At 43.4% G+C, this 13029-nt stretch carries 6 protein-coding genes and 2 pseudogenes; all 8 read right to left on the bottom strand.

All coding sequences use genetic code 11. From position 1 onward, the window contains the following. Positions 1–12: 12 nt before the first annotated feature. On the bottom strand, positions 13–681 hold the full coding sequence (locus tag DXZ23_RS06665) for a CsgG/HfaB family protein (protein ID WP_017806213.1): 669 nt from the start codon (positions 679–681) through the stop codon (positions 13–15). A 141-nt stretch (positions 682–822) separates the two neighbouring features. Continuing rightward, entirely contained in the window at positions 823–1620 is a 798-nt protein-coding gene (locus DXZ23_RS06660; protein WP_017806214.1) for a 4Fe-4S cluster-binding domain-containing protein, read from the bottom strand. Further along, positions 1620–3150, bottom strand: a pseudogene (locus DXZ23_RS06655) (YjjI family glycine radical enzyme). Before DXZ23_RS06655 ends, DXZ23_RS06660 begins: the two are co-directional and overlap by 1 nt. 151 nt (positions 3151–3301) lie before the next feature. Continuing rightward, the gene (gene parC / locus DXZ23_RS06650; RefSeq protein WP_017806215.1) at positions 3302–5551 is read right to left on the bottom strand and encodes a DNA topoisomerase IV subunit A; all 2250 of its coding nucleotides are present in this window, start codon (positions 5549–5551) and stop codon (positions 3302–3304) included. A 59-nt stretch (positions 5552–5610) separates the two neighbouring features. Then, positions 5611–6606 (bottom strand): copper-containing nitrite reductase, encoded by a 996-nt coding sequence (gene nirK / locus DXZ23_RS06645; RefSeq protein WP_026138532.1) that lies wholly within the window; start codon positions 6604–6606, stop codon positions 5611–5613. Between the two features lie 381 nt (positions 6607–6987). Then, positions 6988–8889: a DNA topoisomerase IV subunit B gene (parE, locus tag DXZ23_RS06640; RefSeq protein WP_017806217.1), complete on the bottom strand. Its 1902-nt coding sequence runs from the start codon at positions 8887–8889 to the stop codon at positions 6988–6990. A gap of 112 nt (positions 8890–9001) precedes the next feature. Next, the gene (locus DXZ23_RS06635) at positions 9002–11647 is read right to left on the bottom strand and encodes a PqiB family protein (protein WP_017806218.1); all 2646 of its coding nucleotides are present in this window, start codon (positions 11645–11647) and stop codon (positions 9002–9004) included. Then, positions 11616–12884 (bottom strand): annotated as a pseudogene (locus DXZ23_RS06630) (PqiA/YebS family transporter subunit). Before DXZ23_RS06630 ends, DXZ23_RS06635 begins: the two are co-directional and overlap by 32 nt. Between the last annotated feature and the right edge of the window lie 145 nt (positions 12885–13029).

Here is a 13029-nt window from a genome sequence, read left to right as displayed (position 1 = left end):
TCTTCCCTTATATCAATTCGGTTTCCAAGCTCCGTTATCAATAGACTGAGTCAAATTATTGACAGCTTCACGAATAGCTAAATCTAACACCTTGCCATTTAATGTGGAGTCATAACCTGAAGTTCCACCAAATCCAATAATTTCTCTATTAGAGAGAGAGTACTCACCAGCTCCTTGTACGGAATAAACGACCTCAGATGTTGAGACATCAACGACATTTAATGCTACTTTTGCATAGGCAACCTGTGATTTTCCTCTCCCTAATATGCCAAATAATTGATGATCGCCTACATCTTTCCGGCCAAATTCAGTTACATCACCAGTAATAACATATTTAGCTCCTTTTAGATTTTGGGCTTTACGTGAAATATTTGCTTCTTGTTTTAACTGGCTTAGATTGGTTCTATTTAATACATTAAATCGATTTGTTTGTTGTAAGTGTGTAACAAGAATTGTTTGGGCTTGACTTCCTAAACGATCTTCAGAATCAGAGAATATACCTCTTTGAAAGTCAGAGCGGTTTTCAAACGCTCCAACGGAAATAGGCGTTCTTATGCCATGATATTGTGTGTTATAGGAATTCACTTTAGCAACATCTAAGCTTCGAGATGATTCTACTGCACAGCCAGAAAGAAGAGCGAGGCTAATTGTACTGATAACTATAATTTTTGAATTAATCATATGGATTCTCCTAAGTAAGTGATATCGTTTAAAAATATGAATGAGTGATACCTATATATTGTAATAGAAGCTATTTTATAGCTCAAGTCGATGGACTGTATTAGACTAACATATTTATTAATCTAATATCGCTCCATAAAATTAGATAATCGTAATCACTTTTTGCATACCGCATAGTTTAGCAAATGCTGCCAGTGCCTGAGTTTCTTCCACTGTAGGAATAAAAGGGGTTAAGCCAGCTTCATCTCTTGCCCCTTTGCGATGTACGCGAATAATTTTGAATAACCCATCGGGATAATCTCGTAGTAGTTGTGCGGCTTTTTCTACTAAGTGGTAGGCATCAAAAAAATCTTTGATAAAAACCAACCGCACTTCTTCAATTTTAGAGTGCGGTAATAATTTGGCGAGGTTTTGCCAATTTCGGGTAAGGTTTTCTGTTTTGATATGTTGTTTGGTTGGAATAATTTGATTTGGCATTTTGCCTTGTTGATTTCGGCGTTCAAAACAGAGCGTTTGTAAGCCTAAGCCATCGCCTTTGAGATCAAAGAGAAATTTATCCGTTACAGAAATAAGTTCTTGTGTGCTGTCATAATCAAAAAAGCCACTACTATCGAGATAGCAAGTTAGCCCCTGTTTGCGAAGTGCGGTGAAAAATGGCACTAGTTTTTTATGGTGAATGGTGGGTTCGCCGCCAGAAACGGTGATGCCGCGAATAAACGGCACGGAGTTCATTACCTGCTCATACAAATATTGCAAGCTGACCAATTTGGCCTCGCTATTTTTTCTTGGAATGGTTTCTGGGTTATGGCAATAAAGGCAATTTAGCTTGCAACCTTGCAAGAAAATGCTGGTACGATTGCCTTGTCCCTCTACATTGGAAAAGGGGATTATCCGATGTAGAGGAACATAGATCTCTGAGAGGGAAGCTGAGCTTTTCATTATGAATGAGCGGTTACATCTTCTTTATCGCGTAATTGGCGATCGAAAACCTTGGCACAATCGTCTGTACCTGAGCCATACCAAGTGGTATCCCGTAACACGGCTTCACCTTTACGATAGCGTTCCACTTCGCTTTTCTTCACTAAATAGCCGGTTACTCGAATGAGATCGGTATTTTTCAGGTAAGTTGTAATGTAGCGATAGCCTTGTGCAAAAGCACCATCAATAATATCCACCACCGCATCAAGATGATCTACATAAGTTTGGTCAAAAGCAAAAAGATCCCCCGTGCCAGAAGGGAAGTATTTATGGAATGGGGCGGATTGTTTTAAATGGGCCAATAATGTTGGCTCTTCACCTACGCGAATACGATGTGCTGGCGTATTCCTTTTATCTTCTTCATGATTGCTCGCTCCCACTTGTGCGTGCAGTAAATAACGGTTATTGGTACGCTCCACATAAAGCCCTTTGTGTGCGTTATTCACTTCTTCCAATTTATCCATAATGAGCGTGGCGATTTCATCACCTCGTTGGCTCTGCCCAAAGGTTTCATTAATGCCTTCTTGCTGTAAAAGATGATTGACCGCATCGGCTAATCCTACAATAGCGATCATACTGGTGAAGTTTTCACGCTTAATAAAACCTTCTTGCACTAAGAAATTGCTTTCAAAAAAATGGCTTTCTTCAATCAAGAATTTATGTCGTTTATCCATAGTGGAAAGGGCGAGTTTTGCCACTTTAGGGAGTAATTGATTGACCATTTCATCAACGCTTGAGCAAGCACGTCCGATTGTGCCTAATCGCAATCTGGTAAGGGTATAAGCACCTCCACATTCAGGCAGGGCATTGTAACAACTGGCGATACCATATTGTTCCCCCAAATCTTTAATGTAATAAGGATCATTGGCAAAAGAGGGTTTTGACACCAATAAACAAGCTTTAGCAGCAAGTTCTGCAAATTCACGCGAGGTTTTTTGTTTATCGTAGCGAATACTCATATTTGGCGTGGTGTTTTCTAGCTCAATGACCGCCTGTAAAATTAAACGCCCAGCCTTAGTGTCATAAGGACCAATATTGGCGTGGCAGAAAGAATCCGCAATAGTTTTATCAATGTGATTTAAGAAGCGTTTAATCTTGATGTAATCTTGCTTTTCGTCAGTAATGAAAGGATCGAGTAGCTCGTCTAAGCGTCCAATATAAACGGGATAAGTAGTAATAGATGGAACGTGGGAATAGAGAATGAGCAAACCATCTAGCACGTCATCAAGATCTTTGGGCGGTGGTAATTCAAGAAATTGGCAGCCTTTCTCAATATATACACTTATAGCGTGGACGATAAATAGCATAGCCTTCACATAAATCACAAATCATCTGATTTTGCAGATATTCCCATTCTTCTTCGGTGTAGCCTAATAAATCAATGGGGTTAAATAACCGCTCAGCAATATTGCCTAAGCTCATTAATTTTTGATGATAGGTTAGATTTTTCGCTTTAACCACATCGAGAATATCTTGTAGTGAGGCTTGCATTGTTTGCTCCTTATATAAAATCACGCTGAATAGAAAGGGATTTTACCTAAGGAAAGAAATAATTACCGTGATTTAGATCACAGACTAAAGGAATAACAGGGCGTGATAAAATAAAGAGCTGAACAAAAAATCTGTTCAGCTCTAATATCACTTATTGATTTGGTTCAATCACTTCAATTTCAGCACCACTGTGTAAACCTCTAGGCAATGCACTGCCTTTACGCCCTCGTTCTGCACGGAATTTTTGCAAATCTTCCGTTTTTAAGGTGATTTTACGTTTACCCGAGTGGAATACGAGGCTGGCTTGTTCGGAAATCAGCAACAAACGAACCAGTAATTCACTGCGATCTTTGGCGTTGGCTGCTGGAATGGAAATAATCTTGTTGCCTTTTCCTTTGGATAACTCAGGCAAATCTTGCACTGGGAAAATCAGCATTCTACCCGCAGAAGTGAGAGCAACGAGTAATGTTTTGTTGTCTTGTAATTTCAATGGTGGCAAGACTTGTGCATTTTCTGGTAAGGAAATCAAAGCCTTACCTGCTTTATTGCGTGCTACTAAATCGCTAAATTGGCAAATAAAGCCATAGCCCGCGTCTGATGCCATTAGTAATTTTTGTTCATCGCTGTCCATTAACACTTGAGAAACCGTTGCGCCTGCTGGTAAGGAAAGTTTGCCAGTGAGTGGTTCGCCTTGTGATCGAGCTGATGGCAAGGAAAGCGGTTCAACAGCATAGCTCCGCCCTGTGCTATCAAGGAATACGGCAGGTTGATTGCTTTTTCCGCAGGCGTGGGAGAGATAGCCATCGCCCGCTTTATAGCTTAATCCCTGTGCATCAATATCGTGGCCTTTGGCACAACGCACCCAACCCATTTGCGATAAAATCACGGTTACGGGTTCGGCTGGGGTCATTTCATTTTCAGACATCGCTTTTGCTTCCGCACGTTCCACAATCGGGGAAAGGCGAGGATTAGCAAAGGTTTTCGCATCTTGCTGAATTTCTTTTTTAATTAACGAATTTAAACGGTGCTCTGATCCCAAAATTTGCTCTAAATTTGACCGCTCTTCTTCTAATTTATCTTGTTCCGCTTGTAGTTCGTGTTCTTCCAATTTGGCTAATTGGCGTAAACGCAAGTTTAAAATGGCTTCGGCTTGTTCATCGCTTAAATGAAAGCGTGCCATAAGTTCTTGTTTTGGCTTGTCTTCGTTACGAATAATGGCGATGACTTCATCAATATTCAGGAATGCGATCATCAATCCTTGCAAAATATACAGGCGATTTAGTACCTTATCTAAACGATGTTGTAGCCGTCTGGTTACAGTGGTACGGCGGAAAGTCAGCCATTCGGTGAGAATTTGCACTAGATTTTTCACCGCAGGTTTGTTATCCAAACCAATCATATTCATATTGACGCGATAGCTTTTTTCTAAATCCGTGGTAGCAAATAAATGCGCCATTAGGGCATCGGTATCCACGCGGTTGGAACGTGGCACTAGCACGATACGGATTGGGTTATTGTGATCCGCTTCGTCACGAATATCTTCTACCATCGGCAGTTTTTTCGCATTCATTTGTTCCGCGATTTGGCTGATGATTTTTGATGGCGAGGCTTGGTGGGGCAGTGCGCTAATGATGATTTCGCCATCTTCTTTTTTCCATACCGCACGCATTTTGATTGAGCCGCGTCCTTGCTCGTAAATTTTACGAATATCTTCTTTGCTCGAAATAATTTCCGCTTCCGTTGGATAATCAGGCCCTTGCAGCACGCTCATTACATCATCTAAATTGGCTTTTGGGTTATCCAACAGCATTACCGCCGCATCGGCTACTTCATTGAGATTGTGTGGGGGAATATCCGTTGCCATTCCCACGGCGATTCCCGTTGTGCCATTAAGTAAAATATGCGGTAGGCGAGCAGGTAAATATTCAGGCTCTTCTAGCGTGCCGTCAAAATTGGGCTGAAATTCCACCGTGCCTTGGCCCAGCTCGCTGAGCAAAATTTCTGAAATTTTGGCTAAACGCGATTCGGTATAACGCATTGCCGCAAAGGATTTCGGATCATCCGGAGCCCCCCAGTTGCCTTGGCCGTCAATGAGCGGATAGCGATAAGAAAAGGGCTGAGCCATTAGCACCATAGCTTCATAGCAAGCGGTGTCGCCGTGCGGATGGAATTTCCCCAACACGTCCCCCACAGTACGGGCAGATTTTTTATATTTCGCCGTGGCGTTTAAGCCCAGCTCAGACATCGCATACACAATACGGCGTTGCACAGGTTTCAGCCCGTCGCCAATAAAGGGCAATGCCCGATCCATAATGACGTACATCGAATAGTTTAAATAAGCACTTTCCGTAAAGTTTTGCAGTGGCATTTGCTCAATGCCTTCGTAATTAATTTCAGCCATAAATTTATTTTTCTCTTATATTCGTTAAAATTAAAGTGCAGTGGTTTTTTGCGCGATTTTTAATGTTGAAACCCTGTGGATACGTCAGCATCAGGGTTGCGCTTGGTGTAAGGCTTATCTTTTAATTTTCCACTGAAAATCTGTGGATTTTCTTCCCCACTTACCATTAACACGCCTTTTGCACCTTTTTCGGTACGGAAAATAGAGTGATCCACGAAAGGATAAGGGCCGGGTACAGGAATGGTGGTTTCAGCCATCATCGCGCCGCCAGCAGGAATTAAAGTGGTTTGTACATTGTGATTTTGCAATGAACCACCTTCCACATACACTGTATCAAAAGGCTTGCCGATCAAATGGAAAGAGGACACCTTATTTGGCCCAGCGTTGCCGACATAAAAACGTAATTTTTCGCCCACTTTGGCTTTTAACGCATTATCACCGAGCATTGAGCCATAATGGCCGTTAAAGACCACATAGTCAGGCAGTTCATAGCTCGCTTTTTGCATACTAAAAACTTGCAAGCCTGCTTCACCAAATTCCCCTTGGGTATAAAATTCGTTCTGTACAATATAAAATTCTTTATCCACTGGGGGTAAGCCCTCTTTTGGCTCGACTAACATTAAACCGAACATTCCCTTGCCGATGTGAGTTGGCGCACCAGGCATTGCAGCACAATGATAAAGATACAGCCCGGGGTTTAACACTTTGAATTGATAAATGCTGGTATGCCCCGCGGCGGTATTGCTAGCGAGTGCCGTGCCTTCGGGAGCGGCTGCGGAATGAAAGTCAATGCTATGAGGGAGTTTGGAATTAATCGGGTTGGAAAAATGCACTTCCACCGTATCGCCCTCACGCACGCGGATAAAAGGGGCAGGCGTTGAGCCGTTGTACGTCCAATATTTGAATTGCACCTTAGGCATAATTTCCATTATTTTTTCCAACGCTTCCAGTTTTACCACGACACGAGCAGGATAATCTCGTTTAATGGGAGCTGGAACATTGGGGGCAGTGGTAAGCTCCGCCTCAATGACGGGTAAAACAGCAGAATTTTGCACCGCACTTTCATTGGTTGCGGGCGTGGTAGTCGCGTTTGGCTCGGCATTTTGTTGTGGTTTCTTCACGCTGTCTTTCAAGCGTTCGGCAAAATTTTCCACCGAACCTTGCACCACATTTTGCACGGCGGTCGCTAAATTTTCACTGGAATTTGCTACCGCACTTTGTACGCTCTCCGCTAATTTTTCCATTGAGGATTGTAAATTCGCGAAAGACTGAGCGAGCTTTTCATCACTTTGCTTTTCCGTTTTGCTTGCGGTATCGCCGTTGTTCACCGCCGTATTGGGCGTGGCGTTGTCTTGTGCAAGCACGACGTTGAGCGGGAAAGTGGCAAAAAGTGCGGTGATCATTAAGGCTAAAATAGATTTCTTCATTGGCTTTCCTTACACCGTGAGATCAACCTGATCGCCCTTCGCCTGTAGCCAAGTTTTGCGATCTTCAGAACGTTTCTTCGCCAACAGCATATCCATTAATTCAAAGGTTTCACTTTGATTTTCTTCATTATTTTGATCAAAGGTGAGTTGCACTAAGCGGCGAGTGTTAGGATCCATCGTGGTTTCTCGCAACTGGCTTGGGTTCATTTCCCCCAACCCTTTGAAGCGTTGTACATTGATTTTGCCTTTTTTCTTCTTCAGGCGATCTAAAATTCCGTCCTTTTCCCCCTCGTCAAGGGCATAAAAAACTTCATTGCCAAGATCAATACGATACAGTGGCGGCATTGCCACATAAACGTGGCCGTTCGACACTAATTGCGGGAAGTGGCGTAAAAATAAGGCACAAAGTAGGGTGGCGATGTGTAAGCCATCTGAGTCCGCATCAGCTAAAATACAAACCTTGCCGTAACGCAACTGGGAAAGATCGTTATTGTCTGGATCGATCCCCAATGCCACGGCAATATCGTGCACTTCTTGCGAGCCTAGCACTTGATCTGCAGACACCTCCCAAGTGTTCAGAATTTTTCCGCGTAAAGGCAAAATGGCTTGATATTCGCGATCGCGGGCTTGTTTGGCTGAGCCGCCCGCAGAATCCCCTTCCACAAGGAAAAGTTCGGTGCAAGCGAGGTCTTGCGAGCTACAATCTGCCAATTTCCCTGGCAGGGCGGGGCCACTCACTTGTTTTTTTCGTACCACTTTTTTGGCCGCACGCAAACGGCGTTCCGCTGAGCTAATCGCCATTTTGGCGAGTTCTTCCGCCTCTTGTACGTTTTGATTAAGCCATAAACTAAAGGCATCTTTCACCACACCGCTGACAAACACCGCACTTTGACGGGAAGATAACCGTTCTTTGGTTTGCCCCGCAAATTGTGGATCTTGCATTTTGATCGAAAGCACATAGGCACAGCGATCCCAAATGTCATCAGCGGTGAGCTTAACCCCGCGTGGCAACAAATTGCGGAATTCGCAAAATTCCCGCATTGCATCAAGCAAGCCTTGACGCAGCCCATTAACGTGTGTGCCGCCTTGAATGGTTGGGATCAAATTGACATAGCTTTCGCCGAGCAAATCGCCCCCTTCAGGCAACCAAATTAACGCCCAGCTAGCGGTTTCTTTTTCGGTTTCAAAATTGCCCACAAAAGGGGAGGCTGGCAATGTGGTGTAGCCCTCCACGCTTTCTGTTAAATAATCAGATAAACCGTCTTGATAGAGCCAAACATCTTCTGTGCCGTTGATTTTATCAATAAAACGAATTTCTAAGCCTGAACATAGCACCGCTTTGGCGCGTAACAAATGGCGTAAACGGCTGACGGAAAAATTAGGGCTGTCGAAATATTTCGGGTTGGGTTTGAAATGCACGGTTGTGCCTGTGGTGCGACGACCGCAAGTGCCGATGACTTCCAATTCTTCCACTTTAACGCCATTTTCAAAGGCGATTTTATACACTTGACCGTTGCGTTTAATTTGAATATCCACCCGTTCGGAAAGGGCGTTCACGACGGAAATCCCCACGCCGTGCAAGCCCCCTGAAAAGGTATAATTTTTATTGGAGAATTTGCCCCCCGCGTGCAGTTTGGTGAGGATCACTTCCACCCCTGAAACGCCCTCAGTAGGGTGAATATCAACGGGCATTCCTCGCCCGTTATCGATCACTTCAAGGGATTGATCTTTATGTAAAATCACTTCGATTTTTGTGGCGTGTCCTGCCAAGGCTTCGTCCACACTGTTATCGATCACTTCCTGCCCGAGATGATTGGGGCGAGTGGTGTCGGTGTACATTCCGGGGCGAAGTTGAACGGGTTCAAGATCTTTTAAAACGGTAATTTCATTGGCGGAATAATTTGTTGTCATTGGTTTTTTCCGTAATTTCAAATCAAAAAATTAGTGAAAGTGTAGCAAAAAAATGACCTGTATAAAATACCAGTAAGGTAAAATTAAAGTGCGGTCGCTTTTTTGTTAATTTTTATTCGTTATCTAAAATGCCTAAATTCCAGTTTATAGCTTCTTTAGGACGCTTGTCTTGCAACAAGAAACGCTGGTTGGCTTTTGCTTGCGGTTGCACTACGGAGCCAGAAGGCGTTGAAAAGGCGATACCGCCTTTGAGCAACTGTTGCATTGATCCCGTGTTAATGGATAAGCCTGTGAAGCCCAGCTCCATTCCATAGCCTGAAGCAATCCAAAATTCGGAATTTTGTCGCACTAAGGCTTTATGTTTATTCGCGATTAAAATATGCACTAAAACGCGATCGCCGATTGGGTTAAGCTCAAGGCTACGAATCGTTCCCACTTCCACGCCACGATACATTACGGGCGATCCTGTGGTGATATTCATTGCGTCTTTGGTTTCTAAAATGAGCGGGAAACCATCGCCATATTTATTGGTTGTTGGCACGGATTGAGCCAAACGGAAGTGCGTTCGTTCTTTGCCGTTGCCCGCTTCCACATCAATATAAGGTTGCAACAGGCTGTCTAAATTCTCAATCCCCCCTGCGGAGATTTGCGGGGAAATAAGGCGGAACTTGCTATTTTCTTTCGCGATAATTGCCATATATTTCGGGTTAATCAATGCGGTGGCAAGAATTTTGCGATCGGCAGAAAGCTCAACGCTGTCGATCTCTCCGATGCTCAAGCCCATATAGCGTAATGGCATTCCCTTGCTTAGATTGGTGGCATCTTCGGTACTGAGTTTAATCACTTGCCCTGCGGATTTGGCACGCATTTCATTTGGGTAAAGAATTTTGTTACCAGAGCCACTGTTATCAAAACTAATCGCACCTTTTAGCGTGCGGGTGATTGGGCTGGCTTGAATGCTAATTCCTTTTGGTGTGATGTCCACCTGTGCGGCACTTTCCACCCAGAATAGGCTTTTGCTGGTGAGCAAATCGCGATATTTCGGGTAGATAAATATATCCACATCAAAATGATCTTTTTTCGGGCGGATAGCCAGAATTTTGCCCACTTCATATTGGCGATAAAGCACTAATGAACCTTTATCAATGCTGGGTAATTGCGAGGTGGTGAGAGTGAGCGTTGGGCTGAGATTGTTGCTCACAATACCCGCTTCAGCATTGCTTAAATCGCTATACAGCGGGAACGTTGCGGGGAGTTTGCCCGCTTGATGCCCTGCCACAATGCGAATGCCGCCTTGCAACCATTTTTCAGGCGTGACCGCTTGCATTTTGATGCCATCAACGCCCACACTCACTTCAAAATTGGAAGCCGCGATAAACAGCGTATCGGGGTGAATTAAATGGCGATATTTGCCCGCAATAGCTATTTTAAAATGCACGTTATCTTGCTCAATGCGTTGGCTTACGATTTCACCAATGGCAAAATTGTTGTAGTAAATTTGTTGCCCTTCGCTGATATTATAGGTTTCAGGCGAGGTAAGAGTTAAAACCAGCGTATCAGGTTGTTTGAGTAACAATTCGTTTTCTTTAATTACTGTGAACTCGGTTTGTGGCTCACCCACTGCGGTGATTACGTCAAAATATTCACCGCGTAACAATTTTTGCGTACCACTTAACTCGCCCAGATTGAATTTGGTATTGCGGAGTACGATTTCACTATTTTTCGTAAACAGATTGATCGCACTTGGGTCAATCAGTAGCTTGCCTTGCAAAAAATCATCGTTATTTTCCACCGCACTTAATTCTGAAAGCAAACCGATTTGGCTATCCTGAGAATACACGGCAGTTTTCCCCGCTTTCAAACCCGAACTATTGGGAACGGTAATCGCCACTTCAACCCCGCGTTTCGCCGCTTGCAAGTTGGGATAAAGGCGATATTGTTGATCTTTTTTGGCTTGCGGACTGTCGTTTGGTGAGTCAAATGCCACCGCCCCTTGCACGATGGCATTTAGGCTATCCATCTTGACACTAATGCCTGATAGACCAATGTTGGCGTTAATTCCACTGATATTCCAGAAATGGCTGCTTTTTTTCACAAACTGGGCGTAAGGCTTATCAATCACCACATCAATTTCAATTTTCTTTTGATCTTTCGTGAAGCGATAATCATAAATTTTCCCCACGGGCATTTTTTTGAAATACACCGAAGCCCCAATGGAAATTGAACCTAAATCATCGGCGAGCAAATGGATGAGCAAATCCCCCTCATTCACTTGGGCGATAGGGCCTTCGTTTTCCGCGACAAATTCATCTTCGCTGTCGCCATCACCGGGTTGTAAGGTGATATAGTTCCCCGAAACGAGAGCGTCAATGCCTGAAATTCCTGCGAGGGAGGCACTTGGACGAACCAGCCAAAATTTGGTGTTTTCACGCAACACGGTTTTGGCTTCAGGGTAAATATTGGCTTGCACTTCCACCTTTTTCAGATCATCGGTGAAATTCACTTTTTTCACCACGCCGATCTGCAACCCTTGATAGCGAATTTGGGTTTTCCCCGCCACTAAGCCATCACCATTGTCAAAGGTGATTTTGATATTCGTGCCTTGTTCTTGCACAATTTGAAAGAACAAAATCGCCCCAATACACAACGCGATAAATGGTAACAACCAAAAAGGCGAAATGCGTTTATTTTTGCGAATGGCGGCTTGTATTTCGTTATAACTGTCCTTAATGGACGGCGTTTTTTTGTTGTCTGTCATAAATCTTCCAAAGTAAACGACTGTCGAATTGTGAAGCGGAAATCATAGTTAAAAACACGGCAGCACCAAAATAAAATGCCGCTGGACCGACGGAAAAATTGATAATTTGCCCTCGTGCAACTAAGGACATCATCAAGGCTAACACGAACAAATCAAGCATTGACCAACGTCCGACAAAATGTACGATATGAAAGAGCCGCATTTGCCATTTTATCGACTGGCGAAGCTTGAAATGTACACAAATTAGCAAATAAAGCAAAATAAAAATTTTGCTAATCGGAATAAAAATACTGGCAGCAAATACCACAAATGCCACGAAATAACTGCCCATTTCAATAAAGGTGATTACGCCAGACATTAGGGTATCCGCACTGGGCGTGCCATTCACATACACCACCGACATCGGCAATAAATTAGCAGGAATCAGCATAATAATGCCCGCAATCAAGGTTGCCCAAGTGCGTTGCAATTTTATCGCGATCGGCACATCAAGCAGGGTTAAACAACGGGGACAACGGTTATGCTGTTTCTCATCTTGATAAGGCTCAATAAAGGTATAATGGCATTCTGTGCAAACATTCGGCGGGCTGGTGGGTAGCTCAGTGAGTAGCCGATCTTGCGGATAAAAATCGTTCCACAGTGCATTCAAATTCAATTTAATGAACAGCAATGTGGTTAAAAGTGCGGTAAAAATAAAGGCAATTAAATACGCATCGAGGCTTAAGGTGGCATATTCCCGCACTTTAAACATTGTTACTCCTAATGCCACTAAATACACATCAAACATTACCCAAGGCTTGATATAGCCCAACGCGAGCAAAAGATTACGCGGTTTAATGCCGAAAAGCTGGGAAAGGCGAAGCAAAATCACCAAAATCGCAAAGGCAATGGGCATAAACACCGCACATAAAAAGATTAAAAACGCCGTGTAAGGATAGCCCTCCGTCGCCATTTTCTACACCCCTTGCCACACGGATGCATCCACTCGTGTTCCAAGCAAATCAATGCTCAATAGGGGATAATTCAAGGCAAAAGGCATTAAAATCAAAATAGATAAAGCAATCATCGAACAGCGGTGCAAACTCCAACGACTTCCCGAACTTAACACTTCATCACAACGAGGACATTCTGCGTATTGGTTGGGTGCTAGAGTTGGAATCACGAGTGTTTCATCGCAATGCGTACAGCGAGAAATGTGTTGTGTTGTGTAGTGATATACTTGTGATTGTTTTCTCATTGGGCTAGCGATGTGATTAAAAGAGGGCTATTTTAGCGGTATTTATCCAATTTTAAAATAGTGAGAGAGGAAGAGAAAAAAGTGTACTGGGTTTAACTTTGTATTTCTATTAAAAAATTGGTTAAAAAGAAACCGTGCTTTTAGG

The sequence above is a fragment of the Avibacterium paragallinarum genome, from assembly GCF_900450705.1.
Classification (GTDB): domain Bacteria; phylum Pseudomonadota; class Gammaproteobacteria; order Enterobacterales; family Pasteurellaceae; genus Avibacterium; species Avibacterium paragallinarum.
The sequence above is the reverse complement of the archived record's forward strand: the minus strand, read 5'-3'. Positions and strand labels throughout refer to the sequence as shown.

Coding starts and splice junctions, on each gene's coding strand:
- DXZ23_RS06665 (WP_017806213.1), bottom strand. CDS start 681: ATGATTAATTCAAAAATTATAGTTATCAGTACAATTAGCCTCGCTCTT.
- DXZ23_RS06660 (WP_017806214.1), bottom strand. CDS start 1,620: ATGAAAAGCTCAGCTTCCCTCTCAGAGATCTATGTTCCTCTACATCGG.
- parC (WP_017806215.1), bottom strand. CDS start 5,551: ATGGCTGAAATTAATTACGAAGGCATTGAGCAAATGCCACTGCAAAAC.
- parE (WP_017806217.1), bottom strand. CDS start 8,889: ATGACAACAAATTATTCCGCCAATGAAATTACCGTTTTAAAAGATCTT.
- DXZ23_RS06635 (WP_017806218.1), bottom strand. CDS start 11,647: ATGACAGACAACAAAAAAACGCCGTCCATTAAGGACAGTTATAACGAA.